Raw genomic sequence first — 25,435 nt, forward strand, 5'->3', positions numbered from 1 at the left:
CTCGACCACCGGCCACCGGTACCCGCGCGGATAGTGGCACATCGGGGTGACCAGCGCGGCCAGGTCGGTGACGATATGACGCACCGAATCGGCGTGCTCGAACGTCGGCACGACGACCGCGCGCACATTGTGCTCGATGATCGCCGAGGCGACGATCAGCCCGGAGGCCAGCGGCGCGGTATCGAGCCGCACCGTCCACACCACCCGGTACCCGTGCCGCTCGGCGAGCCGATGCAGATCGACTCCACCGCCGTAGATATCTCGCCGAACCAACCCCAGCGCCCTGTCCACACGCACCCCTTCCCGTCCCTTGGTATGCACTCGCCGTCGGGGCGGCTTCACCCGACGGCGAGGCGTGCCAGCAACTTTCGTGCGCGACAGGACCGCAGAAGGACAGGTAGGGGACAGGAGACAGCTCGGGGAAATCGATCTACCCTCGCTGCATGGAGGGCCATATCGGGAAGAGCGTCGCCGCCGAGCGAAAGCTCGCCGGGTTGAGCCAGGTGGGTTTGGCGAATCGGGCCGGTTATTCGCTGTCGATGGTGAAGGCGGTCGAACAGGGGCGGGAGGCGGCGTCGGCCGGTTTCGTGGCGGCGGTCGCAAAGGCGATGGGTGTCGATCCGGACCGATTGCAGGGCACTCCGTATGTGGAGACGCTGGCCGAAGACGGCCCGGTGTCCGGCCTCGAAGAGTTGCGATCGTTGCTCGCCGAGGGCAGCCATATTCGTCCTGAGCAACCGCCGGATCGACCGGTACTGCTCGCCGGCCTCGCCGCGGTCGAGAAGGCCATGCGCACCGACCGGACGCGCCACGCGCTGTCCCTTTTGCCTTCACTGATCAGGCAGTTGCACGGCGCAATCGAATCGTCCGGTGGGGAACACGACAGAGCGGAGGTGTACTCCCTGCTCTGCTCGGCATATGTTGCGGCAGAAGGCGCCTGTGTCCGTCTGGGCTATGCCGCCCTGACCGCCCTCGTCCTCGACCGCCTCGACCAGGCCGCCGCACACACCGGCAGCCCGGCATTCACCGTGCGCGCCCTGATGAAACGATCACGGCTGCTGATGTCGTGCGACTCGACCGATGCCGCGATGTCACTCGTCGGGCGTGGCCTCGACCTCGTGCCGGGCGATACGGAATCCGAACGAGTGCTGCGCGGCTACAGCCATCTGCGTGGTGCGATCGTGGCAGCGCGCGGCCGTCGGCTCGATCTCGCCCGTGAGCACATCGGACAGGCGAGTGCCATCGCCGCACCGATGCGTCACGAGAGCCGCCTGTACACAACCGACTTCGGTCCGGGGAACGTCGCCGTGCACGCGTGTGCGATCGAACTCGAGGCAGGCGACCCGGGTAAAGCAGCTCATGACGGCGCCGCTCTCCGCCTACCTCCGGATATGGCCGCGCCCCGAGCGGGTCACCACTGGCAGGACAATGCCCGGGCCTGGCTGATGGCCGGGAAACCGGACAAGGCGCTGGCCGCCCTGAACAAGGCCCGGGCAACCGCACCGCAGCAGACGAGGCTGCACCCGGCGGTGCGTGAGACGGTCCACGGGATAGCGGCTGCCCAGCGTCGGCAGAGCGAGAGCCTTGTCGGGTTCGCTTCCTGGCTGGGGGCGTCGCTCTGAAAAACGGTTTGGCGCTGTTCTTCGGGCTGCGTTGTTCGGCGGATCACGCTCATCGCCGAAATGCTCGACGAACCAGTGCCTTCCGCAGCTGAAGGGACAGAGTAGGGACAGGACTACCGGGTCGGCTGTGAGCTCGGCGGACAGCTGTACGATCCGTCCTTACTCTCGAAGTATGAGCGAGAACGTGGGCCAGCGGATCGCGGCGGAACGCAAGATCGCGGGTCTCAGCCAACAGACACTTGCCACCCGCTCGGCATACAGCCTCAGCATGATCAAAGCGGTGGAGCAAGGGCGAGAACCGGCGTCCGCCGGCTTCATCTCCGCAATCGCGCGCGCCCTGCGAGTGACACCGGAACACTTGACCGGGGCACCCTACGACGACGGCAAACCGCTGTCGGATGCGGTGAACGAACTATCGGCGCTGCTCGCCGAAGGACGTTACGCGCGAGGTGTCGACCCAGGCCCGGTCGCGCAACTCGAAGCGGATCTCACTGCGGCTCAGCAGCTCTATCGAAGCGACCGAACCCGTCAAGCAATCGAAGTAATACCCGGGATCATCCGCCGGGCGCACGGAGCGGTCAGAGATCTCACCAGTGACGCGCAAGCCCATGCGTACACACTTCTCACCTCGGCGTATGTGCTGGGCGAGTGGTGCGTCCGGCGCACCGGTCATCTCCTGCTCGCACTACCCGCACTGGACCTGGCCGATACGTACGCACCGTTGGCGGACGACGCCCACTGGGGCGCGTTATCGGTGTTGGCCCGGGCCCGGGTCCTCACGCACTACGCGGAATCAGTGGTCGCGGAGCAGCTCATCGATACCGCGATCGCAGCGGCAGACGAAACCGCGGCAGGCCTCGTGATCGGGGGCTACTCCCATCTGGCGGCGGCCGTCAACGAAGCCCGGAAACTGAACTACACGAACGCGATGAACCATATCGACGCGGCAGCCGATATCGCGCGACGAACCGGCGAAACCGATTCGTATATGACCGCTTTCGGCCCGCTCAACGTGCGGATCCACAGGCACGCGATCGAACTCGAAGCCGGCGACCCGCACCGTGCCGCACGGGAAGGCGCACAGCTCACCGCCGTGGCCGGAGCTCCGCCGACCCGCCTGGGCCATCACTGGCAGGACAATGCCAGGGCATGGTTGATGTCCGGGAAGCCGGATAAAGCCCTGATCGCGCTCAATCGGGCCCGCGTCGCCGCCCCGCAGCAGACGCGCCTGCATCCCGCGGTCCGGGAAACTCTGCACGGTATCGCTGGGGCTCAGCGTCGGCAGAGCGAGAGCCTTGTCGGGTTCGCATCCTGGCTGGGTGCCTCCTTCTGACCGGCATTCCGATCGGACAGGGGCTCGGTTGTCGAGGGCGATCTCCTCGGGCCACGCAGTGAAGGGCCGCGAGCAGGTGATATGTTGCGCTCGCCACCATGTTATGGTGGGGGTACCATAACCTTATGGGTCTGAAGAAGACGACAGTCATGGTCGACGAGGCCGACCTCGAACTGGTGAAGAAGGCCGCGGCACGCGAAGGGCGGCCGGAATCCGAATACTTTCGTGAAGCTTTTCATCTGGCCGCGATACGCACTCGCCGATGGGATGAGGAGTGGGATATCCCCGTACTCGACTACGGGCATGCGGTGTCGCCGGATGAAATCGATAGCACTGTGCGAGAAGCGATCACCGACACCGAATCCGATGCTGGATGATCGTGATCGGCGACACCTCGGGGCTGGTCGCCGCTTTCAACTCCGCGGATCCCGAGCACGTCTGCGCGCGCGCAGCGCTGCAGCAGGCGGCGCTGACCATCGTCTCTCCCCTCGTGTTGCTCGAAGTCGAACACATCACCACCCGAAATCTCAATCGTCGCGCCGCATATGCGGTGAATGATTGGATATTGGCGCAAGAGCGCACCGGACGCATCGAAGTGCCCACGGTCTCGGCGGACTTGTTGCGGGTCGCACGCAGGGTGCAGAACAGATACCTGGCCTTGCGCCTGGATCTCACAGACGCCACCAATGTTTCATTGGCGGAACGATACGAAACCGTGGCGATATTGACACTCGACCGACGTGATTTCCGCGCAATCAGCCCGCTCACCGGTGATGCCGCGTTCCGCCTGTTGCCCGATGATCTCTAGTCGGTAACGCTTATTCTCCCGTTGTGGCGCGGTGTGTAGGGCCTGGTCTTCTGTTACCGAAACTTGTTGCCAACGATCCGCCCGAAGTCGCTGGAGCGGTAACACGCGCCGTTATCGGTCACCGCGCGATTGATATGGGTGATGCCGTGGGCGGCGAACCAGATCTTCGCGCGGGCCAGGAATGCCGTAGCAGTCGCCACCTTCTCGTTGCTGAGGGGCTCGGTGTAGAAGAGCCGGGAGTAGCCGTGGGCTGCTGAGGGCAGGTAGATGTACCGGCGCTTCGCACCGGCTGATTTGGCGCGACCGACGGCCTTGGCCTGGTCGCTGTTGCGGCTATGGAGGCGCCAGCCCGCCACCGTTGTGGATCCGGCCGACCTTCGCACGTCAAGGTGGACCATGTGCTCCGGCCGGCGGGCGGTGATCTTGCCTAGCTTGCGGTTGTTGTCACCGCCTGAGTCGATGACCGACGTCTGCCGAAGCCGAGTCCGGTCAGATGCCGAGTCACTGCTCGGCGGCTGACCTCGCAGCTCAGGGCGGCAAGCTCGCCGGTTATGCGTCCGTCAGGGTGTCCGACGTGCGCGATCGGGTCGATTCGCCACAGGGCGTGATGGCTGGGCCGCTTCTTGCCCCATCAAGGGTGCTCGCGAGCTCATACCCTCCTTACGCGACACCGTCCACACCGGACAAGAGGTGAGATGAGTGAGCTCTTCAAAGTTCGGCAGTTTGTCACGAGGTGAGTGGGTGAAGCACCGAAATGACCATGCATCGAGTTCTGCGAAGAGTCGAGCGGGCGGGAGTGGCGGATCGGCTGGCCGCGGCGCTTTCCGCCGTGGCCGAGCATTTCCAGGGCGCGGCCGCATCGGGGAGTGGTTGCGGGGCTCGTGGCTGGGACATCCGGTGTACCCGCTATTGGTCACGGTGCCCATCGGAGCGTGGTCGGGCGCTGCTGTGTTTCGCCTGGCCGGTCGCTACGGTTCGGCGCACCGTCTGGTTCTTCTCGGTTTGTCCGCTGCAGTGCCCACCCTCGTCACCGGTCTGGCCGAGGTGCGCGGACTCGATACACCGCAGCAGCGCGTGGCGGTGGTTCACGCGTCGGCAAACACGGTGGGCAGTGCGTTGTTCCTGGGCGCTTGCCTGCGTAGAGCCAACGAACGTCACGCCACGATCCTCGGTGCGCTGGGGCTGGTAGCGGTCGGTGTCGGCGGTGCCCTGGGCGGTCATCTGTCCTACGCGCTCGGCGCGGGTGTATATCGGTGGCAGACGGGGCGTCGACCGGCCCTTCCGGTATTCACCCGCCAGATCTCGTACCGATGACGGAACCACGCAGAGACCGTTGAGCGCGGACCCAGGAGCCGGCCGGCAGAGGCGCGCAGAAGTGGCATGTGGACGCGCTTGTTCTCCCGTTCTCGGGGTAGGCGCTCACCGGCGCCCCGACGAGGAGGTGCGCGGACAGTGCGATCGATCGCCGACCGAAGCGAAACGGAATTAGGTGGGCCCCACACAGTGTGCTGGTGCGGCAACGTCGCGATCACCAGCATCTCGAAACACTGCTGAGGCGCGTCGCCGCAGGCACGGGCACCGATCGCCAGGACGCCCTGACAGCGCTGTGCCGGCTGGTGTTCCCCCATGCCTTCGCCGAGGAGGCGGTGCTGTGGCCGCTACTGCGCCGCGTACTGTCCGACGGCGACGAAATGACCCTGCGGGTGGAGCAGGAGCATCAACGGATCAACGAACTGTTCACCGAGCTGGAAACTTTCGATCCGAACGATGTGGAACACCATCGACTGTTCGAACAGATAGCAGTGCTGCTGCGCGAAGACGTCCGCGATGAAGAGGACGTTCTGCTGCCGAGACTTCAGGAAGCTGTCTCTCCCGAGTTACTGCGCCGGGCCGGCTGGGCATGGTGGACCGTGCGGGTCACCGCTCCGACCCGGGCGCACCCGGTCGTGGCGCGCCGCCCGCCGGGTAATGCACTGGCGGCGCTGCCGCTCTCACCGATCGATCGTTTCCGGGACCGCCTCGACCGCGCCAAACAGGAACCGGCGGTGCTGAGCGCTTCAACTACCGCGGCTGTTTGCGATTCACGCGGCGGGGTAAAGGCGTTACCGGCCGCTCTTGGGCAGAGGGGATGATCGCGCCCCGAACCGACCGCATCCAGGGCCGACGATCGGAGAAACGATGGTTGCCGAACCGAGCGTGCGTATTCCACTACCTGCCGAGGACATCTTTGCGATTTTCGCCGACGGCTGGCTTTATGCGTTGTGGGTTGTCGGCACCACCCATATCCGAGAGGTCGATGCCGATTGGCCGAGCGCTGGTACTCGTATCTACCACAGCGTCGGCGGGTGGCCGCTGGCCCGGCACGACACCACCGTCGTTCTCGCGGTGGACGCGCCACACCGGCTCGAACTCAAGGCCCGGCTGTGGCCGCTGGGTGCGGCCCGCATAGTGCTGAGCCTTGTCGAACTCCGGCCGGATCTCACCGAGGTGCGTATTGCCGAGCGCGTCTGCGAAGGGCCCGGCCGCATATTGCCGTCCGGATTCCAGGATCGCGTGCTCGCTCCACGCAATCAAGAATCATTACGGCGTCTCGCGGCATTGGCCGTCGGCCGGGCGGTTACCGGCTTCACCTGACACCGCCGATTTCCGGACCTGACACGGCGACAGCGGGCCGAGTTCAATCCAGCGGGTTCTGACTCTGATGAGTCGGCCGCCCGAACCGAACCCGAGGACGGGCGGGTGCCAGGGGATCGCTGGGCCCGGATCGGCCGCCGCGCATCGTCTTCGCGAGCTCGTCGCAAGCCGCGACGGCGTCGCAGCGCGGCACCCACCCGAGCTCGCGGCGGGCTTTTCCCGAGTCGACGAGGCAGGCGCGGTCGGCCAGGTCGAGCCAGGCCGGGTGCAGAGGTAGCAGGCCGAGTCGCCAGCCCGCCGCGGCCCCTGCTGCCAGGACCGTGCGGGAAACCGGCGCGCGGAAACCGCCGAACGTCTCCGCGAGCATTCGCGCCGACATGGTGGGGTCAGCGGCCAGGTTGAACGCTCCCGCGGCGCGCTGCTCGAGAATGGCCTGGAGGGCTGAGGCGACATCGTCGGCATGGACAAGCTGCAAGCGAAGGTGCTTCCACAGCGGGACGGGTGTCCAGCGTCGGCCGATCAGCGACCGCGGCAGCAGTGAGCCGAACAACCAGCCGCTCAACTCCGCCGCCGAGTCACCCTGAACTACGGCACACGGTCGAATTCGTGCGACCTGTGTCGCCGGTTCATTGTGTTCGAACGCATCGAGTTGCGTCTCCAGTACAACTTTTCCGCGACTGTAGGCGCTGTTCGGCAGTCCAGTCCGCGACTGGTACTCGTCGACGCGACTCCAACGCTCGGCGGGCGTGTACGCTGCCACCGACGATGCGCACACCAGGTGCGGCACCTCTGCGGCGGATACGGCTTGCAGCACATGCGCACTGCCTTCGGTATTGGTGCGATTCATCGGCGGGTCCGTCCGCCGCGGATGAATCGCCCAAGCCAGATGCACCACCGCGTCGGCCCCGGTGAAGGCATCGGACAGTACGTTGACTGCCCGGGGCTCACCGATATCGCATTCGAGCCACCGAACGCGGCTGTATGGTTCTTGGTCCTGTGGCGGGCGTCGGCGGGCGATGCCGATCAACTCCCGATTTTCCCCGCTCAGCGCACGCAGCACTGCGGTCCCTATGTTCCCGCTCGCGCCGGTGACGACGATTTTCATGCCGGCCTCCGGGCGCTTGTGCCAGCTCGTCGAGTCGACAGCTGCGCGGTACTCACTGGGGGCCTGCCTCGTGGCCGGGGCGACCGCGGGTGCGCCGTGTCTCCTTCATCTCGGCTTCGTAAACATGACGGCAACCCTGCAGAAGTTCCTCGCGGGTGTCGCGCTCGATTCTGCGAAACGACTCGTAGTATCCGTCGTCGTACTCCTCGACGATTTGAAAGGTCCAGCGTCCCTCGAGGACATTGCGACCCAGCAGCTCGGTTGTTATTCGCTCGGCGAAACGGTCATGGCCCGCCTTCCGGAGCAATTCTGCGGCTCGGCCGAGCGCGAGATCAGCGCCGCCGGTCAGTTGGTGGAACGCGTACAGATGTCCGCGGGCGCGCTCGGTGATTTCCAGCGCCTCCGACAATTTCCCAGTGGCTTCGACCGTTGTATCATCGACGCCCGCCGGTCGACGGTGCCGATCCGCAGTATTTCCGCCGTCTCCGTCGCGTATCACCGTCATCGAACAAGGTTATCGAGCCTGCGCCGAAGCGGTGACGTTCGAAGCGGCGAGTCATATACCCGACAGCGAATAGGCTGTCAGGCGGTGAGGCAGGTGCCAACGCCGCTCGCAATAAGGTGTCACTCGCACGCGGCATTATGGCCGCGTGACGGCAACGGCGAGCTCCATCAGGCAGTGACCGACGCCGGCGGCTGATCCGCAAGCTGTCCGGATGCGTGTACCGAGGCAGAATCGGCTTCCGGTGCGCGGATGACAGAGTGCCGGCATGCAACAATTGCGCTACAGGGTGAACCGTTGTGCTGTTCATCGCGGCGTTCTAAACTCGACCGCGTATCCCTGCAGGAGTCGGCAAGAGGTGTCACCGCTCGTGGCGTTCATATGAACCGGCTGGCGGCGGCGCGGAGTAATTCGTAGTCTGCTGGTATAAGCCACCGGGACCGTCGTCGTCCAGCGAGTGTGTGTTCCGAGCCTGTCCAAGCCGTTGTATGGGCGTGGAGGGCAAGCGTAAGCAGCAGGCACCGCGCGCCGGACAACTGTCAGGCGTTCCGGCGACACATCGGCAAGGAACACCTGGATGGGTCGATATCTGCTGGCCGTCAGTCCCATACCCGGTCATGTGCACCCACTGGCCACCATAGCGCGAGCGCTGAACAAGCGCGGCCACCAGGTCCGCTTGCTCACCGGCGCCGAGTTCCGGAGAACCGCCACCGAATACGAGCTACCGTTCGCGGAGCTCCCGCGGGCGACGGGTGTTCGTCCCATTGCACCGAAAACGGGGCGCGGACTCGTTCGTCGCTGGCGCATCGGCCGCGCGGAGCTGCAATCGATCGTTCTCGCGCCGCTGACGGCTCAGTACGCCGCATTGTCGGATGAGTTGAGGCGCGGAGATTTCGACGCGGTGCTGGTGGACTCGATGTTCAGTGGCGCGATACCGCTGCTGCTGTCCGGCGGCCCTCGGCCTCCGCTTGTGGTATGCGGCGTCGGACCGCTGGCCCTGTCCAGTGCCGACTGCCCGCCCTTCGGGCTGGGCTGGCAACCGCAGCCCGGTCGCGATTACACCCGAATGAATTCGTTTGTGCACCACGTGCTCTTCCGGTCCTCGCAGGCAGAGCTGAACGCCACTCTTGCCGAGCTCGGCATACCGCCTGCACCGGTTTTTCTACTCGACTGGCCGATCTTGGCGGACCGCGTTCTGCAATTCACCGTCCCAGGTTTCGAGTATCCTCGCCGCGACCTTCCGTCCTCGGTGGTGTTCACCGGCCCCGTGCAAGAAGCTGCACCGGCCCGGGACACGGAACCCGCCGACCGGGGATCGACAGCCGACCGCCCTCGAGTAGTCCACGTGACCCAGGGCACCTGGGACAACGGCGATTTCGATCAACTGGTGCGTCCGGCGCTGGCCGCGCTGGCACAGCGCCCGGATATGAACGTGGTGGTCACCACCGGCGGTACGCGCAACGACTTGGATTCATTATCCGTGCCTTCACACATCCAGGTGTGCGATTTCGTTCCCTACGCCCAGTTGTTACCCCATATCGACCTCATGATCACCAACGGTGGCTACGGCGGCGTACAACAGGCGTTGAGCCGTGGTGTCCCGGTCATCGTTGCCGGAGACACTGCGGACAAGCCGGAGGTCGCCGCGCGGGTGGCCTATACCGGCGCGGGTATCGATCTCGGTGGTATCGCACCCGCACCGGCCGCGGTGGCCTGCGCGATCGACCGTGTCTTCGCCGACCCTACGTTCCGGACTGCCGCGAAGCGGCTGGCGGACGAGATGGCCCGGTACGAGTCGTTCGACACCATCGAGTTCGTCCTTTCACAGGTGGGGAGATCGGTCCCCACAACGCCGGCGCACAACTCTGTACTGCCCACACGACCGAAGGACAACGGCTGATGAGCCCGATGTCGAAGGTGAACACGATGCGAAATTATCGCGCGCTTCGTGGACCTTTCCAATGATGTCCGCACGGCGCCCAGTGAAGAGTCGGTGCTGGCGATCGCACGCGCGAAATCGGGGAACTACACGGTGTTGCGTCCGTTGGAACTGGGCGCCCGTCTGGCAGGATGACCCGACGCGACGATGCGGGCGCTCGGTGCTTGCGGCAACCGGATCGGCGAAGCGTTCCAACTGCGTGACGACCTGCTCGGCATTTTCGGCTCGCCCACGATCACAGGCAAACCAGGGGACAGCAATTTGGGTCAGGATAAAGACACCAGCGTGGTGGTCGTCGCGCTGGCGAACGCGAACACTGCGGTCCGGGACGAATTGGCCGGCCTGCTGCAGCGGCCCACGCTCGACGCGGCCGCCGTCGCACGTTGCCGGTCGCCGATATCCCGGTCCGGTGCAGCGCAACGCCTCGAGGCCATGATCGACAGCAGGGTCGAGGCGGCGATCGAAGAACTGAGGACGGCTCCGCTGGACCGGGACCGACTGCAAGCTCTGGAACATATGGCATTGCTGTGTACCGCGCGCGATTCGTGACAGGAGGTACCGATGCGCACTGTGAGCGGGCCGACGGACCACGTAGTGGTGGTAGGCGCTGGGCTCGCGGGCTTGTCGGCGGCAATCCATCTGGCCGGTCGTGGACGAAAAGTCACTGTGCTCGAACGCGACCCCGGGCCGGGCGGGCGAATGGGTCGGCTGAATTTGCACGGGTACCGGGTCGATACCGGTCCCACCGTATTGACGATGCCGGACATACTGGACAGTGTCTTCGCCGCCGTCGGCGAGTGTACGAAAGATCGGCTCGACATACGCCCTGTCACACCCGTCTATCACGCTACTTACGCTGACGGCCGCACGCTGGAGGTGCACAGCGACGAGGACGCCATGGCGCAGGCGATCAGCGAGTTCTCCGGACCGGGGCAGGTTGCCGGCTATCGGCGCTTGCGGGGCTGGCTCACCCGGCTGTACCGCGCCGAGTCCGAGAGGTTCATCGCCGCAAACTTCGACTCGCCGCTGTCTCTACTGAACCCCTCTCTGGCCCGTTTGGCGGCACTGGGCGCGTTCCGCCGCTGGGATCGCCAGGTCGCGAAGTTCATTTCTGATCCCGACCTGCGCCGGGTGTTCACCTTTCAATCCCTGTATGCCGGAGTCGCGCCCACTCGAGCCTTGGCGGCATATGCGGTGATCGCCTACATGGACACGATTTCGGGTGTCTATTCTCCGGCAGGAGGAATGCACGCGGTGCCCGAGGCACTGGCCGCCGCAGCCGCCAGGGCCGGCGTCGATTTCCGGTACCAGACCACGGTTACGAACGCCGTCCGCATCGGTGACCGGGTGACCGAGGTGCACACCCAGCACGAAGAGCGCATCCCCTGCGACTCATTGGTGTTGACCGTCGAACGCCATCGCACCTACGAACTGCTCGGTCAACGCTCGCACCGCCCGTTCGGCGTACGAGCCGCGCCGTCCGCAGTGGTGCTGCATCTCGGGTGCGAGCGTGGCGGACCCCCGGTCGCTCAGCATCGTCTGCTGTTCGGGTCGGCGTGGCACACCGCATTCCGGGAAATCGGCAAAGGCCAGGTCATGTCCGATCCGTCGCTGCTGCTGACATGTCCCACGGTGGGTGACCCGGAACTGGCCCCGCCTGGACGGGATCTGCTGTACCTTTTGGCGCCCGTACCGAATCTGCAGCGTGGACGTAACGACTGGCCGGGCTTCCGGGAGGAGTACGCCGCACGGATACTGGATATCGCTCAGCATCGGATAGGCAGCCGGTGGCGCGACCTCGAGGTACTGCGGGTCGTGACGCCCGCCGAGTGGGCCGCCCAGGACATGTTTGCCGGTAGTCCCTTCGCGCTCGCGCACACCCTCACCCAGACGGGCCCTTTCCGGCCGCCGAACATGCTCCGCGGTATCGACAACGTCGTACTCGCGGGCGGCTCGACCGTTCCGGGAGTCGGGATCCCGCCGGTATTGATCTCCGGTCGACTTGCCGCCGATCGGGTCACCGGGCCGTGGCGCGCGAGCAACGCTGGGACATCGACGCACGTCGCCTCGTCCGGGCCGGGGGTGTTGTGATCCGCACCGAACTCGACGCAGCCGGGATCACCGATCCGCGACTACGGGGATCGTATGCTTGGTGCCGCGCCCTCAACGCCCGCCACGGCAAAACGTTCTTCCTGGCGACCAGACTGCTCGCGCCCGATCAACGTCCGGCGGTGCATGCGCTGTACGGGTTCGCCCGCCGCGCAGATGACATACTCGACGAGGTCGATCCGGCCCGGACCACCGCGCACCGCGCGGCCTGCCTGGCGAAACTGGAAGAACAGTTCAGAACGGGTCACATCGAGGGTGATCCGGTACTGGCCGCGGTATTGCATACCGCCCGCCGTTACGGTATCCGCGCGGAACTATTCGATGCGTTCCTGGCCTCGATGCGCCTCGACCTGACGGTTACCGATTACCCGGACCGGGTCGCACTCGACCGCTACGTCTATGGTTCGGCCGAGGTGATCGGCCTGCAACTGTTGCCTGTCCTGGGCACGGAAGGGCCCGCGATGATGGCCGCCCCTTACGCCGCGGCATTGGGCAAGGCTTTCCAGCTCACCAACTTCCTGCGTGACGTCGATGAAGATCTGGCACGCGGCCGAGTCTACCTACCCGCTGACGAACTGGCTGCGTACGGTGTCGACCGTGAAATGCTGATGTGGTGCCACCACCGGCAGCGCGTCGATGGCCGGGTGCGTAACGCGCTCGCCGAGCAACACGCTTCGACCAGAAGAATATATGAATACGCCCGCGAGGGAATCGATTTGCTGGCACCTCGCTCTCGTCCGTGTGTGGCGACGGCGCTCCGGCTGTATTCGGAAATTCTGAACCGTATCGAAGACGAATCCTTCGAAGTATTCGGGCAGCGCGCCACTGTGGGCACGTTCCGGCGAGCATACGTCGGCGTTACGGGCCTGGCGCAAGCGAAGTGGGCCCGCCTCCGGCGGCCGCACCGGCCGCCCGATCAGGTCCGCGTACACCGAACCAGCGAACCGGAGTAGGAGTCGGCATGGCGCAGTGGCACTACCTGCTGGTCCTTCTCGCCTGTCTGGTGTTGACCGCTCCGCTGGAAATTTTCGGCCGTGGTGTCTATCGCCGCCCGCGATTGCTTGCGGCTGCGGTGGTGCCACCCGCGCTGGTGTTCCTGGCATGGGATTTACTTGCGGTCGCCGGCGGAGTGTGGAATTTCAACAATCGCTATGTACTCGGTATCGATCTGCCGGGCGCGATACCCCTCGAGGAGGTACTGTTTTTTCTGGTCGTCCCGACCTGCGGGCTACTCACCTTCGTCGCCGTCGAGGCGATTCTGGGCAGCCGTCATCGTTTTCGCCGCACCCCTGTGGCAGGACGGCGAAAATGAGCCTCGGCATTTTCGCCTATACGGTGCCCGCGATCGCGGCCGCGGTCATGGTTTGTGTTGTCGAGTTTTCGGTGTTGCGCACCGGTTTGCTGAGGCGGCCGGCCTATTGGATCTCGATGATCATCGTGCTGGGCTTCCAAGTACCGGTCGACGGGTGGTTGACGAAACTGGACGCGCCGATCGTGCGCTACGATCCCGACCACATCCTGGGGATACGGTTCCCCTGGGACATTCCGATCGAGGATTTCTTTTTCGGATTCGCGCTGGTGACGGCGGTCCTTTTGGGCTGGGAGCGGGCACGGCAACGACAGGAGGGATCGGCCCCATGACCCGGACGGCACTGGGCGGTGCGCCGCGAGATGTCCGGCGAGTGTGCTACCCCGCCGCACCCGGACGACTGGACGTCGGCCGAGGCGAGCAGCGTCGGCCGCGTGCGGTGGTGGTCGGGGCGGGTATTGCGGGTCTTGCCGCAGCCACCGGCCTGGCAGAACGAGGGTTCCGGGTCGAGGTGATCGAACGTGAACGGTATCTCGGCGGACGGGCCGGCGGTTGGACCGAAACACTGCCCGACGGCACCGAAGCCGGTATGAACCGAGGCTTCCACGCGATCTTCGCACAATACTACAATTTGCGAAAACTGTTGTCGCGCATCGATATAGGTGCGAACCGATTATTGCGTGTCGACGACTATCCGCTGATCGACGCCGAGGGGCGCCGAGACGGTTTCCGGTATCTACCGCGTACACCACCATGGAACGCGGTGGTGTTCGCGCTACGCAGCCCGACCTTTCGTCTGCGCGATCTGGTCCGGATGGATGTGTCGGCTGCGGCGCCGCTGGCAGCGGTGTCGGTACCGCGCATCTACCGTCAACTCGACCACCTCGACGCCGACACTTTCCTGCGATGTATCAATTTTCCCGATGCCGCACGTCATTTGGCTTTCGATGTGTTTTCGCGCAGCTTTTTCATGCCCCCCGGACAGATGTCGGCAGCGGAACTGGCGACGATGTTCCACATTTATTTTCTCGGCTCCAGCGAAGGTTTGCTGTTCGACGTGGCCCGGGACAACTTCGATATCGGCCTGTGGGACCCGCTGGCCGAGTACCTCACCGCTGCGGTGGTCCCCGGCCGAGTTGTCTTCCACACCGGCACTCATGTCACCCGGATCGAACCCGACGGCGCGGGTTTCCGCCTCCACACCGACGCGGGCACCTGCCCGTCCGTCGACGCGGTCGTCCTGGCCGTAGATGTGGCAAGTTTGCGTGATCTCGTCGCCGCGTCGCCCGAATTGGGGACGGCCACATGGCGGTCTCGGGTGGCGGAACTGGCAACCGCGCCTGCCTTCGTCGTCCAACGACTCTGGCTGGATCGGCCGGTACGCCATGACCGACCCGGCTTTCTGGCCACCGGCAATCTCGATCCGGTGGACAATATCAGTGTCCTCGATCGCTACGAACGCACCGCCGCGGCATGGGCCCGGAAACGTGGCGGTAGTGTCGTCGAGCTGCACGCGTACGCGGCGAGTGAGCGGCTACCCGATGCACCGGTACGCCAGTCCGTGCAGCACCGTCTGCGCGCGCGGCTGCACGAAATCTATCCGGAATCCGCGGCGGCCCACGTCGTGGCAGAACGCATCCTGTGGCGTCAGGACTGTCCACGCTTCGCTCCTGGCGATTTCGCGCGGCGGCCCGGGGTCGCCACTCCGCACCCGCGGTTGATGCTGGCCGGTGACGGTATTCGGGTAGACCTTCCGGTCGCCCTCATGGAACGCGCGGCGACGACGGGTTGGCTCGCAGCGAACGGGCTGGCACGACAGTGGCAGGGAGCCGGACACGCACTCGAAACGGTGCCCAACCGCGGCCGCTCGGCCGTCCTGCGCACCTTTGCGATCCGTGAAAGAAACTCATCGTGAGCAGTCGGCTCCGGTTCACCGGAAAACCGGATATCCCGTTCCGGCGCTCCACCGGCGGCAAATGGTGGCGGCAACAACCCACCTTCCCCGATGCCGATCCCGCGCTGATCGATGCGGCGTTGAACTGGTCGCAGCAATTGCCCAGCGGGAACTGGTACGCGTTCGCGGCCAGTCGCGCCGTTCGCAGTGGCCGGCCGTTCGGCACGACTGTGCACGGGATCGAGATCGTCGCATGGCGAGACCGCGACGGTGCGCTGCGGGTCGGGCCGGGCGCTTGTCCGCACCTCGGCGCGCCCCTGGCCACCGGGCACGTCGAGAACGGCACACTGATCTGCCGCTGGCACGGCCTCCGTATCCGCGCCGACGGCACCCCGCACTGGTGCCCGTTCCCCAGCTACGACGACGGAGTGCTGGCCTGGGTGCGCTTGGATGCGGTGGGCGGGCAGACTCCCACCGAGACACCTGTTATCGGCGCCCGGCCCGAGGACACCAGATTGCACGGGGTAACCCGGGTCGTAGGCATCTGCGAACCCGTGGACATCATCGCCAACCGACTCGATCCATGGCACGGTGCGTGGTTCCACCCGTACTCCTTCACCCACCTCACTGTCACCCGAACACCGCCACGCGAGGGAATCGACGAGGACAACCACCGCTTCGGGCTCTCCGTCACCTTTCGCCTGACCCGCGACTTCGGTGTTCCGGTCGAAGCGGAATTCACCTGCCCCGACCCTCGAACGATCGTCATGCGCATCATCGCGGGCGAAGGTGCGGGCAGCGTCGTGGAAACCCATGCGACGGCGCTGGGACAGGGACCAGATGGCCGGCCCCGAACCGCGGTAATCGAAGCCGTCATCGCGTATTCGGATCGTCCCGGCTTCCGTCATACGCACCGCGCTGTTCCGCTGCTGCGACCACTGATCAACCGTGCCTCGGCCCGCCTCTGGCGCGATGATCTGGCCTACGCCGAACGCCGCTACCGGCTCCGCACCCGCGGGAGCGTCTGAGCAGGTCGGTCACCTCCGCAACCGTCGGGCGTTTCGCGGAAAACGACACCGTACGGGTCCGCGAGTGAAAGCGCTCGAGCTGGTTGTCTTGTGTGCGGCGACCACGAAAGCCACCGATCACAGGGATAAAATAAGGACTCGCGCCTGATAACCGCCGGGGAGGTATACGCGGCGCTGCCCGCGTCGAACTTCCACGGTGCTGTCTTCGCCGCGGTGGCGGGATTCACGCTTACGGGACCTGCGCGGTCGCGATGGAAGTATCAGCCACGCACTCGCACTGCACCGGGTCACCGGCGTCCGATTCCGTGACGCAATCTTCACCAACCTCGGCCCGGACCCTCTAGATTTCCATGGCGACCTCGAAGATTACTATACGGCGAAGACGGAGGTGGCCTCTCCGGAACGCAGCGAATCCGCCGTGCTTTCACTGGATACTTGAGGTTGGCGCACTCGCCGGTGGATCATTCCGGTGAGGGCGGCCGGCCGGTTCGTGAGCTTGGGCATCATCACCCCGGACCGAGAGGATATGGCGGGCATGCGCTGTGTAGTACTCGGAGCCACCGGATACATCGGCGGCCGATTGGTGCCGGATCTGATTCGAGCCGGTCACCGAGTCCGTGTGATGGCTCGCACACCGGCCAAAGTGGCGGAGGCTCCGTGGCTCGATCATGTCGAGGTTGTCCGCGGGGATGTCACCGTCGCCGACGATGTACGGGCCGCGCTTGCCGGCCAGGAGTGTGTCTTCTACCTGATCCACTCCTTGACACGTCGCGATTTCGCTCGAATCGATCAGCACGCCGCGCGAACGGTGGCTACGGCGGCGCGGTCGGCCGGGGCTCGGCGCATCGTCTACCTCGGGGGCATCATTCCGGAACGGACCCCGCTGTCCCGCCACCTCGCCTCCCGTGCCGACGTGGGAGCGATTTTGCGGGGGTCCGGAGTTCCTACCGCGGAACTACGCGCAGCAGTGATCATCGGCTCCGGCTCGGCGAGTTTCGAGATTTTGCGCTATCTGTCCGAACGGCTGCCTGCCATAGTCGCCCCACGATGGGTCCACAACCGTATTCAGCCGATCGCTGTACGCGATGTGCTGTATTACCTGGAGCGGGCCGCCTGGCTGCCGGCCGATGTCAATCGTGCATTCGATATCGGCGGGCCGGACGTACTCACGTACTTGACGATGATGCAGAAGTACGCCGCAGTGGCCGGGCTGCCTCGCCGGTTGGTGCTGCCTGTTCCAGCACTCACTCCGTGGCTGTCGGCCCAGTGGGTCAATGCGATCACCCCGGTGCCGCGGGCACTGGCGATCCCGCTGATCGAATCACTCGTACACGAAGTCGTATGCCACGACAACGACATCGCCACATACATACCCGAGCCCGAAGGTGGAGCGACCCACTACGAGCAAGCTGTCGAACTCGCACTGGCTCGGATCCGCAACGCCGATGTGCCGACCCGATGGTCGGACGCCGATATCGCGGGCGTGCCGTCGAATCCACTACCGAGCGACCCGGACTGGTCAGGAGGTTCCCTCTACGAAGATGTACGCGAACGACACACCGATGCCTCGCCCAGCGTTCTGTGGTCGGTGATCGAATCGATCGGTGGGCAGAACGGATGGTATTCCTTCCCGCTGGCGTGGTCGTTGCGTGGATGGATCGATCGTGTGACCGGCGGAGTAGGACTGCGGCGCGGCCGCAAACATCCGCATCACCTGCATCCCGGCGAAGCGCTCGACTGGTGGCGTGTGGAACACATCGATCGTCCGCGACTGCTGCGTCTCCGTGCCGAAATGCGAGTTCCCGGACTGGCCTGGCTTGAACTCGGTGTCGAGCCTCGGGCCGACGGCGGAGCTTGCTATCGGCAACGTGCGATTTTCCAACCGCACGGAATGGCCGGTCATCTCTACTGGAAAGCGATAACACCGTTTCACGACATAGTGTTCGGCGGCATGGTCCGAAACATCATAGGAACCGCTGAACACGCCACGGCCGACGACGAGCCTTCGGCCGACGCCGGCGAGACGTAGACTGACGTTCACGACTTTTATCTCGGGTAACGGTTTGGTGGTCGGGGTAGCTACCCGTAGCCCGCCGCAGCGGGCCGGGCGGTCTGACTTCTGAGGGTTCCTGTTGCCGAGACATTCTCGGCTGGCTCTGCGGGGGTATGTCGCGCCATCCGGTCAGCGATTCAGGACCCGGGTTGCCCATGTTTTGCGTTTCCTGGACGGCTGGTACGGGGAGACCGCTTGACCTGCACGTTTCTGTTGGGTCTGGCTGGGTCTGAAGGAGTGAAGGGCCAGGTTGATCCAATGACCGGCGGAAATATGTCGCAGGTTTGTGCCCTCGGCAGGATTCGAACCTGCGACACCCGCTTTAGGAGAGCGGTGCTCTATCCCCTGAGCTACGAGGGCCCGGGCCGTGCCGGTGGGCAGAGTCTACCGGGTCACCCGCTTCGGGGCCGCATCGTGGGGAGCGGTCCCGGTGGGATCAGGCCGCGCGGCTGGTCTCGTAGTCGGCGGGGTCGAAGCGGCGGGTCTTCCAGCGGTAGAGGACCGTGGCGCCCGGCCAGTTGTTGGTGATGCGGCCCGAGGCGTTGCGGTACCAGCTGGAGCAGAAGTTCCAGGGGGTGTCCTTCAGGCGTTTCTGGAGCCAATCGTCCCAGCGCTGTTCGGTTTCCGGGCGGGCGGCGAGGCCGCGGCCGGGGTGGTCGCGCAGGTATTCGACGGCCTGACGGATGTAGCGGGCCTGCGCTTCCAGCATGTAGACGATGGAGCCGGAGCCGACGTTGGTGTTCGGGCCGTACATCATGAACAGGTTGGGGAATTTCGGTACCGAGACGCCGAGGTAGGCGCGGGCGCCTTCGGCGGCCCAGGTGTCGGCGAGTTTGCGGCCGCCCGTGCCGTAGATGTTCATGGGGGCGAGGAATTCGGTGCCCTTGAAGCCGGTGCCGTAGATGATGACGTCGACTTCGTGGTGGATACCGTCGGCGGTGCGCACGCCGGTGGGGGTGATCTCGGTGATGGGGTTGGTCTCCACGGTGACGTTCGGCCGGCTCAGGGCGGGGAAGTAGTCGTTGGAGAAGAGGGCGCGTTTGCAGCCGGGGGCGTAGTCGGGGGTGAGTTTCTCGCGCAGGATCGGGTCGGGGACCTGGCGGGCGCGGTGGCCATCGGCGACCTTCACCACGGGGGCCTGGATGCCCTGGAGGTCGGTGAGGGCCAGGGCCATGACCTCGAAGAACATCCACCAGCCGAAGCGTTCGGCCCAGCGGACCGGCGGAAGGTACTTGAAGACGGCGTGATGGCGGGGGGCGTAGGCAGCGTCGGCCTTGGGCAGGACCCAGGCGGCGGAGCGCTGGAAGAGCGTGAGGTGTTCGGTGATCGGCTGGATACGGGGGATGTATTGGATGGCGCTGGCGCCGGTGCCGATACAGGCGACGCGTTTACCGGTGAGGTCGATCGCGTGGTCCCATTCGGCGGAGTGGAAGGCGGGGCCGGTGAAGGTGTCGATACCGGGGATGTTCGGCATGGCGGGGCGGGAGAGCTGGCCGACGGCGGAGATCAGGACGTCGGCGGTGAGTTGTTCGCCCTCGGTGGTGCGGATCTGCCACTTCGCGGTGGTCTCGTCGTATTCGGCGTCGCTGATCTCGGTGCCGAAGCGGATGTGCCGTCGGAGATCGTATTTACCGACCACGCGGCGCATGTAGTCGTGGATATCGGCCTGCTCGGAGAAGCGGCGGGGCCAATCGGAGCGCGGTTCGAAGGACCAGGAGTACAGCGGGGACGGCACATCGCAGGCCGCGCCGGGGTAGGTGTTCTCGCGCCAGACGCCGCCGAAGTCCTGGGCGCGTTCGAGGATGGCGAAATCTTTCACGCCGGAACGCAGAAGCTCCAGTCCCATACCGAGCCCACCGAACCCGGCCCCGATGATGATGATCGACGGCGATGTCATGTTCTCAGAGTAGGTCGGGCGACGGTGGCGCCGAAGAGAACGACGGTCAGTGAATCGACATTTTCGGCCACCGAATCGGGCTCGCGGGGGCGATGCGCGTGCATATGTAAGCGAGCGCTCGCCAGGTCCGGCGTTATCGGCGTTAGTGAGTAAAACCGGTGGTCTACGGGGCTTCCGAGCTGCGAATATTCGTCCTATCAATGGGTCATGAACTGGGTTCGTGTCTCGTTTGGATGTCATTCCGTTATCTGACTTGGCAGTGGGCCGGAATCCCCGTTATCACAGTGGAGTGCTCGGCGGCGATGGCGCAGTGCCGGTGGCCCGCAGGGGGCGTCGCGGGCATTGCGTTCCATCCCGTCGTCCGGCGCCGATCATCGGTTCGCCTCTTCTCCGCGCTGACCAGCGCCCCCGGTGAATCCCACCCGGTTTCGGTCTACCTTCACCACGCCCGGCTACTCCACGGTAGTGTTCGGCGGTGTGTGATGTGAGTCATTCCCGTTCCTGTGTCTCACAGGGGCGTGGGCTCACCGCGCGACCGTTCGCCGCCCAGATGAGTTAGGGGTATTTCCGATGTTGAGCACCATGATGGACGACCAGCTGTCATTGGCCACGCTGCTGCGCTACGCGTCCACCTTCGTCGGCGATTCCACGGTGTCCACCTGGACCGGGGACGGAGTGCGCACCATGACCTATCGCGAGGTCGGGGCCGACTCGGCCCGGCTGGCCAACGCGCTCACCGATCTGGGTATCGGCGAGGGCGACCGGGTCGGCACGTTCATGTGGAACAACAACGAGCATTTCCTGGCCTATATCGCCATCCCGGCCATGGGGGCGGTGCTGCACGCGCTGAACATCCGACTCTCGGCCGAACAGCTCATTTTCGTGGCCAACCACGCCGAGGACCAGGTGGTACTCGTCGATGCCAGCCTGGTGCCGCTGTTCGCCCAGTACCTGCCGCATCTGAAAACAGTCCGGCATGTGATCGTGGTGAACGGTGACGCGGCGTCGCTGGCCGCGCCCGAGGGCGTGACCGTGCACGATTACACCGAACTGCTGGCGAAATACCCGGCCGAGTTCGACTTTCCGGTGCTGGACGAGCGCTCGCCGTCCTCGATGTGCTACACCTCCGGCACCACCGGTGACCCGAAAGGCGTCGTCTACTCCCATCGCTCCAACTGGCTGCACGCCATGCAGGCGACCACACCCTCGTCGATGGGAACGCGCAACGACGACACCATGCTCGCGATCGTGCCGCTGTTCCACGCCAATGCCTGGGGGCTGCCCTACACGGCACTGCTGACCGGAGCGAATCTGCTGATGCCGGACCGGTTCCTGCAGCCGGCGCCGCTGCTGGAGATGATGGCCGCGGTGAAACCCACCTTCGCGGCGGCGGTGCCGACCATCTGGGGCGGAGTGCTCGCCGCGCTGGAGGCGCATCCGCAGGACATCACGCATCTGCGTTCGGTGATCGTGGGTGGTGCGGCCGCGCCGCCGTCGATGATGAAGGCGTTCGAGCAGAAGCACGGGGTGCGGGTGGTCCACGCGTGGGGCATGACCGAGACCTCGCCGCTGGGCAGTGTGGCGCAGCCGCCGCAGGGGGTGACCGAGGAGGAGGCCTGGGCCTACCGGGTCACCCAGGGACGCTTCCCGGCCGGGGTACAGGCCCGGCTGGTCGGTGACGACGGGAACGTGGTGCCCAACGACGGGAACTCACTCGGCGAGGTCGAGGTCCGCGGGCCGTGGATCACCGGCTCCTACTATTCGCCGGACGGGGTGGAAGTGGACCCCGGCAAATTCGACGACGGGTGGCTGCGCACCGGCGATGTGGGCAAGATCAGCCCGGACGGCTACCTGACGCTGGTGGACCGGTCCAAGGATGTGATCAAGTCCGGCGGTGAGTGGATCTCCTCGGTGGATCTGGAGAACGCCGTGATGGGTCATCCCGCGGTGGCCGAGGCGGCGGTGATCGGTATCCCGGACGAGAAGTGGGACGAGCGCCCGCTGGTGGCGATCGTGCCGGCCGAGGGCGCGTCGGTGGAACCGGCGGAGCTGCGCGAATTCCTCGCGGATCGTTTCGCGAAATGGCAGCTGCCGGAGTACTGGACCTTCATCGCGGAGGTGCCCAAGACCAGTGTCGGCAAGTTCGACAAGAAGCGGCTGCGGGCCCAGCACGCGGACGGCGAGCTGATCGTCACGACCGTGCACTGAGAATCGGCGGACCGGGACGGTATCCGCGGCCGGGTTGCCGGCCGGATGCGCGGTCCCCGGCGCGAATTCGCGCCGGGGACCTGCCGGGTCAGCAGTTACGCAGTTCCGGGCTCTGGTTGAGCAACTGGTTGCGCGGGCTGATGAAGCGGCTGTAGGTCTCACCGCCGACCGCCGAGAGCGGGAACGCCGCCACCCGGTGGCAGTTCTGGAACGCCAGTTTGACGCCGAAGTGCCGTTCCAGGCCGCCCCGGATGGCATCCGAGGCCAGCGCGCGCAGCAGCTGACCGCGCGCCGTCTCGTCCGGCGGGGGCACTTCGTTGTCGGCGAATTCCGCGGTGCCCGAACCGAGTTCGCCGGCCACGCGACTGACGACCTCCCACGCGTAGGGCAGCGAGTTGCGGACGCATTCGACGAATTCGGCATCGGTGACATCACCGCGTTCAGCGCGTTCCAGCAGAGCGGTGGGGACATCTAGGGACACGGCGACCTCCTGGGTCAACTGGTCTTGCAACTGATGGTGCGGAAACCCGCGTGCAGATCTGCCGGACCGAGTCTAATCGAAATTGGTTGTCAATAGCAGCCGATTGGTCGTGAAAGTCGTTCGCGGCGCGCGGCTTTGGTGGTAGCGGGTTCATTGCTGTCCCGGTGACCGCTGCGTGTGGCGTGCAAGACGGCCGCTGTCGGGGGTCGGTGTGCGGGATTTGCCGGGGGGTGACCGTGTCGCCCGGGGTCGGCTGAGAAGCTCGCAAATATTACGAAAAAGACAGTGTTCACAACCGGGGGCGCGGACTGTATTACCCATCTGAACTGGCCTTTTTCCGAAAAGGTTGCGATTCGATCACGGGCCGGTAGAGTTACCGTCACAACGGATGCCGAAACGTTACGTTCACCCCGGCTCGAGTAGCTGGATCCGTGCACGGCGTTCGACCCTGATGACCGGATAGCGAGGACGGACCTTTGGCGCACCATCGATTAGGCCCCAGCTCCATCACCGTTATGAGCCTTGTCGGTGACGATGTGCAGGTCCGCCCCCGCCGCCACCGTGCCGCCGCCACCGCAGCCGAAAAAGTCCGCGCCGCAGCCGGAGCCGCTGTCGCGGCCGGCGCGCTGATCGGGACCGCTTCCCAGATCGCTCCCGCCCTCGCCTACGCGACGCCGCTGCTGCCCGGCGGCGGCGACGAGGAGGCCGTGAAGGCCGAACCGGTCACGCCCGCCGCGGAGGCCTCGCCCGCCTCCGCCGAGCGGATGGCGCAGGCCGCGCCGGTCGCCGATACACAGCCCGCGCCGGTTCAGGCCGCTCCGATCGCCGCACCCGCGCCGGTGGCCGCACCGTTCGGCCTGCAGAATCTGCCGCCCGAGGTCGCGGCCCCGCTGACCCAGGCCGAGCAGACACTGAAGCAGCTGCATCAGCAGCTCGCCCCCGCCGCCGCGGTCCGGCCGGTCGCCGGCGTCGTCAGCTCTACCTATGGCAGCCGGTGGGGCGCCATGCACTACGGTATCGACTTCGCCGATACACTCGGCGCGCCGATCAAATCGGTTGCCTCCGGCACGGTGGTCGAGGCCGGTCCGGCCTCCGGATTCGGAATGTGGGTCCGGGTCCTGCACGACGACGGCACCACCGGCGTCTACGGGCACGTCAACGATATCTACGTCAGCGAAGGACAGCGGGTGAACGCGGGTGATGTGATCGCCACCGTGGGCAACCGCGGGCAATCCACCGGCCCCCACCTGCATCTGGAGATCTGGGACCAAGGTGGTAACAAAATCGATCCGATGAACTGGATGATGTCCAAGGGGGTGCCACTGGAGTGGGGACCCTCGCACTGAGATCGACAGAACCGCTCGACCGCCCGATCCTTGCCAACCCCGCGGGATTGCAGACAGAACTGCGGACGCCCGGCGTGACCGAACTGGCCGATATCTTCGAACCCGACTCGATCCACGGTCGGGTGTACGCGGCGCTGGTACAGCGGCCCCGTTCGGGGCTCGCCGATATCGCCCGGCACACCGCACTGTCGGAGACCGTGGTCGAGAACGCACTCGACGATTTGTGCGGGCTGCGTGCCGTCATCCGGCTCACCGAGCCCGACGGCACCCCGCGCTGGGACGCCCAAGCGCCGGAATCGCTGTCCGAAGCCGAGGCTCGGCGGCGGCGCCAGGAGATCAGCACCATGCACGCGGCCGCGGCCCGGCTCAGCGAGACCTTTCGTTCCGTACGGCGCTCGCAGGGCTGGAACGGGGTGATCTCGCCGGTCTTCGAACGGGCCGAACTGCTCGCCGACTTCGAGTCGCTGCACGCCAACGCCGACAGCTCGGTGAAAATGGTCGAGCGCAGCCCGCATATCAGCGACCCCGAACGTGACAGCCGGATCGCCGAACTCAAACAGACCCGGATGGCCGAGGGCGTGCGGTACCGGATCCTCTACCAGGACACGATCTACCAGGACGCGGACCGGCTACGGCACACCCTGGCCACCAATGCGCGGGGCGCGCAGGCACGTACCCTGCCCGATCCGCCGTTCAAGCTGATCATCGCCGACGACGAACGCGCCAGCCTGGTGCTGCACACCGACGAACGCCGCCCCGACCCGATGGCGCTGCGGATCAACGGATCACCACTGCTGGATATGTTGATCCGCAGTTTCGATGTGCTGTGGACCCTGTCCGCGCCGATCTCGGTGCAGCCGGAAGCCGACGAACTCGACGAACGCGACCGCGCGATCCTCACCATGATGGGGATGGGGGCGACCGACGATACGATCGCCCGCCGACTCGGTATGTCGCGGCGCACCGTGGTCCGGCGCACCGCCCGGCTGCTGGAGCGGCTCGGCGCCAGCACCCGTTTCCAGGCCGGCGTCCAAGCGATCCGGCGCGGCTGGTTGTGAACTCACGCATCGGCCGGGTACGGGCGGCGACGTCCGGGCCTGTGCCTCCGGGGTAGCCACGGACCCCGAGCGGCGGAACCTCCCGGCGGGGCGTGACGGCCCCCCGGTG

General features: G+C 65.7%; 27 protein-coding genes and 1 tRNA gene. 21 read left to right on the forward strand and 7 right to left on the reverse strand.

What is annotated here, in order from left to right; genetic code table 11:
• The coding region (locus tag NF4_RS14145; RefSeq protein WP_198165335.1) for a hypothetical protein at nucleotides 1–291 on the reverse strand (291 nt) is incomplete at its 3' end.
• Between the two features lie 152 nt (nucleotides 292–443).
• Here NF4_RS14145 and NF4_RS14150 point away from each other — a divergent pair.
• The 4 genes from NF4_RS14150 to NF4_RS14165 all read left to right on the forward strand — a co-directional run bounded on the left by NF4_RS14150 (nucleotide 444) and on the right by NF4_RS14165 (nucleotide 3,763).
• A complete protein-coding gene (locus NF4_RS14150) occupies nucleotides 444–1,622 on the forward strand; it encodes a helix-turn-helix domain-containing protein (RefSeq protein WP_063127828.1) in 1,179 nt (392 codons plus the stop codon).
• 172 nt (nucleotides 1,623–1,794) lie between these two features.
• Nucleotides 1,795–2,955, forward strand: coding sequence for a helix-turn-helix domain-containing protein (locus tag NF4_RS14155; protein ID WP_063127829.1), 1,161 nt, complete (start codon nucleotides 1,795–1,797; stop codon nucleotides 2,953–2,955).
• A 125-nt stretch (nucleotides 2,956–3,080) separates the two neighbouring features.
• A complete protein-coding gene (locus tag NF4_RS14160) occupies nucleotides 3,081–3,332 on the forward strand; it encodes a ribbon-helix-helix protein, CopG family (protein ID WP_063127830.1) in 252 nt (83 codons plus the stop codon).
• Nucleotides 3,329–3,763 (forward strand): type II toxin-antitoxin system VapC family toxin, encoded by a 435-nt coding sequence (locus tag NF4_RS14165; protein WP_063127831.1) that lies wholly within the window; start codon nucleotides 3,329–3,331, stop codon nucleotides 3,761–3,763. The genes NF4_RS14160 and NF4_RS14165 overlap by 4 nt, the downstream gene beginning before the upstream one ends.
• 53 nt (nucleotides 3,764–3,816) lie before the next feature.
• Here NF4_RS14165 and NF4_RS14170 read toward each other — a convergent pair whose 3' ends face one another.
• Nucleotides 3,817–4,119, reverse strand: coding sequence for a DDE-type integrase/transposase/recombinase (locus NF4_RS14170; protein WP_063127832.1), 303 nt, complete (start codon nucleotides 4,117–4,119; stop codon nucleotides 3,817–3,819).
• A 592-nt stretch (nucleotides 4,120–4,711) separates the two neighbouring features.
• Between NF4_RS14170 and NF4_RS38620 the strand changes: the two genes are divergently transcribed.
• From NF4_RS38620 to NF4_RS14185, 3 genes are all read left to right on the forward strand, one after another.
• The gene (locus NF4_RS38620; protein WP_369690934.1) at nucleotides 4,712–5,077 is read left to right on the forward strand and encodes a hypothetical protein; all 366 of its coding nucleotides are present in this window, start codon (nucleotides 4,712–4,714) and stop codon (nucleotides 5,075–5,077) included.
• Nucleotides 5,078–5,274: 197 nt separating this feature from the next.
• On the forward strand, nucleotides 5,275–5,895 hold the full coding sequence (locus NF4_RS14180; protein ID WP_232330464.1) for a hemerythrin domain-containing protein: 621 nt from the start codon (nucleotides 5,275–5,277) through the stop codon (nucleotides 5,893–5,895).
• Nucleotides 5,896–5,941: 46 nt separating this feature from the next.
• Nucleotides 5,942–6,397 carry an SRPBCC family protein gene (locus tag NF4_RS14185; protein WP_063127833.1) on the forward strand — a complete coding sequence of 152 codons (456 nt, stop codon included), beginning with the start codon at nucleotides 5,942–5,944 and terminating at the stop codon, nucleotides 6,395–6,397.
• Nucleotides 6,398–6,440: 43 nt separating this feature from the next.
• Here the strand turns inward: NF4_RS14185 and NF4_RS14190 are convergent, their stop codons facing one another.
• Entirely contained in the window at nucleotides 6,441–7,502 is a 1,062-nt protein-coding gene (locus tag NF4_RS14190) for an NAD-dependent epimerase/dehydratase family protein (protein ID WP_063127834.1), read from the reverse strand.
• A 52-nt stretch (nucleotides 7,503–7,554) separates the two neighbouring features.
• On the reverse strand, nucleotides 7,555–8,007 hold the full coding sequence (locus tag NF4_RS14195; protein WP_063127835.1) for a hypothetical protein: 453 nt from the start codon (nucleotides 8,005–8,007) through the stop codon (nucleotides 7,555–7,557).
• A gap of 574 nt (nucleotides 8,008–8,581) precedes the next feature.
• Between NF4_RS14195 and NF4_RS14200 the strand changes: the two genes are divergently transcribed.
• The 11 genes from NF4_RS14200 (at nucleotide 8,582) to NF4_RS14245 (ending at nucleotide 18,312) form a co-directional block, all read left to right on the forward strand.
• Entirely contained in the window at nucleotides 8,582–9,904 is a 1,323-nt protein-coding gene (locus NF4_RS14200; protein WP_063814583.1) for a glycosyltransferase, read from the forward strand.
• A gap of 48 nt (nucleotides 9,905–9,952) precedes the next feature.
• Nucleotides 9,953–10,078 (forward strand): hypothetical protein, encoded by a 126-nt coding sequence (locus tag NF4_RS39790; protein ID WP_269749597.1) that lies wholly within the window; start codon nucleotides 9,953–9,955, stop codon nucleotides 10,076–10,078.
• 12 nt (nucleotides 10,079–10,090) lie between these two features.
• Nucleotides 10,091–10,492: a polyprenyl synthetase family protein gene (locus NF4_RS14205; protein ID WP_063127836.1), complete on the forward strand. Its 402-nt coding sequence runs from the start codon at nucleotides 10,091–10,093 to the stop codon at nucleotides 10,490–10,492.
• Between the two features lie 12 nt (nucleotides 10,493–10,504).
• Complete coding sequence (gene crtI / locus NF4_RS14210) at nucleotides 10,505–12,034, forward strand: phytoene desaturase family protein (RefSeq protein WP_063127837.1); 1,530 nt, start codon at nucleotides 10,505–10,507, stop codon at nucleotides 12,032–12,034.
• A complete protein-coding gene (locus NF4_RS14215; RefSeq protein ID WP_063127947.1) occupies nucleotides 12,031–13,005 on the forward strand; it encodes a phytoene/squalene synthase family protein in 975 nt (324 codons plus the stop codon). Before crtI ends, NF4_RS14215 begins: the two co-directional genes overlap by 4 nt.
• Nucleotides 13,006–13,013: 8 nt before the next feature.
• Entirely contained in the window at nucleotides 13,014–13,364 is a 351-nt protein-coding gene (locus NF4_RS14220) for a lycopene cyclase domain-containing protein (protein ID WP_063127838.1), read from the forward strand.
• On the forward strand, nucleotides 13,361–13,693 hold the full coding sequence (locus tag NF4_RS14225; protein WP_063127839.1) for a lycopene cyclase domain-containing protein: 333 nt from the start codon (nucleotides 13,361–13,363) through the stop codon (nucleotides 13,691–13,693). The genes NF4_RS14220 and NF4_RS14225 overlap by 4 nt, the downstream gene beginning before the upstream one ends.
• The gene (locus tag NF4_RS14230) at nucleotides 13,690–15,276 is read left to right on the forward strand and encodes an FAD-dependent oxidoreductase (RefSeq protein ID WP_063127840.1); all 1,587 of its coding nucleotides are present in this window, start codon (nucleotides 13,690–13,692) and stop codon (nucleotides 15,274–15,276) included. Before NF4_RS14225 ends, NF4_RS14230 begins: the two co-directional genes overlap by 4 nt.
• On the forward strand, nucleotides 15,273–16,283 hold the full coding sequence (locus NF4_RS14235) for a Rieske (2Fe-2S) protein (RefSeq protein ID WP_063127841.1): 1,011 nt from the start codon (nucleotides 15,273–15,275) through the stop codon (nucleotides 16,281–16,283). Before NF4_RS14230 ends, NF4_RS14235 begins: the two co-directional genes overlap by 4 nt.
• A gap of 196 nt (nucleotides 16,284–16,479) precedes the next feature.
• The gene (locus NF4_RS14240; RefSeq protein WP_063127842.1) at nucleotides 16,480–16,722 is read left to right on the forward strand and encodes a Mur ligase family protein; all 243 of its coding nucleotides are present in this window, start codon (nucleotides 16,480–16,482) and stop codon (nucleotides 16,720–16,722) included.
• An 87-nt stretch (nucleotides 16,723–16,809) separates the two neighbouring features.
• Nucleotides 16,810–18,312 (forward strand): SDR family oxidoreductase, encoded by a 1,503-nt coding sequence (locus tag NF4_RS14245; protein ID WP_198165339.1) that lies wholly within the window; start codon nucleotides 16,810–16,812, stop codon nucleotides 18,310–18,312.
• A gap of 311 nt (nucleotides 18,313–18,623) precedes the next feature.
• Here NF4_RS14245 and NF4_RS14250 read toward each other — a convergent pair.
• Both NF4_RS14250 and NF4_RS14255 read right to left on the reverse strand, forming a co-directional pair.
• Nucleotides 18,624–18,696 (reverse strand) — tRNA-Arg (locus NF4_RS14250).
• Nucleotides 18,697–18,772: 76 nt separating this feature from the next.
• Complete coding sequence (locus NF4_RS14255) at nucleotides 18,773–20,233, reverse strand: flavin-containing monooxygenase (protein WP_063127843.1); 1,461 nt, start codon at nucleotides 20,231–20,233, stop codon at nucleotides 18,773–18,775.
• 570 nt (nucleotides 20,234–20,803) lie between these two features.
• Here NF4_RS14255 and NF4_RS14260 point away from each other — a divergent pair.
• Nucleotides 20,804–22,441, forward strand: coding sequence for a long-chain fatty acid--CoA ligase (locus NF4_RS14260; protein ID WP_063127844.1), 1,638 nt, complete (start codon nucleotides 20,804–20,806; stop codon nucleotides 22,439–22,441).
• A gap of 88 nt (nucleotides 22,442–22,529) precedes the next feature.
• Here NF4_RS14260 and NF4_RS14265 read toward each other — a convergent pair whose 3' ends face one another.
• The gene (locus NF4_RS14265; RefSeq protein WP_063127949.1) at nucleotides 22,530–22,922 is read right to left on the reverse strand and encodes an SCO5389 family protein; all 393 of its coding nucleotides are present in this window, start codon (nucleotides 22,920–22,922) and stop codon (nucleotides 22,530–22,532) included.
• 515 nt (nucleotides 22,923–23,437) lie between these two features.
• Between NF4_RS14265 and NF4_RS14270 the strand changes: the two genes are divergently transcribed.
• Nucleotides 23,438–24,268, forward strand: coding sequence for a M23 family metallopeptidase (locus tag NF4_RS14270; protein WP_063127845.1), 831 nt, complete (start codon nucleotides 23,438–23,440; stop codon nucleotides 24,266–24,268).
• A 74-nt stretch (nucleotides 24,269–24,342) separates the two neighbouring features.
• A complete protein-coding gene (locus tag NF4_RS14275; RefSeq protein WP_063127950.1) occupies nucleotides 24,343–25,326 on the forward strand; it encodes a LuxR C-terminal-related transcriptional regulator in 984 nt (327 codons plus the stop codon).
• The last annotated feature ends 109 nt before the right edge of the window (nucleotides 25,327–25,435 follow it).

The sequence above is a fragment of the Nocardia fusca NBRC 14340 genome (assembly GCF_001618425.1).
GTDB lineage: Bacteria > Actinomycetota > Actinomycetes > Mycobacteriales > Mycobacteriaceae > Nocardia > Nocardia fusca.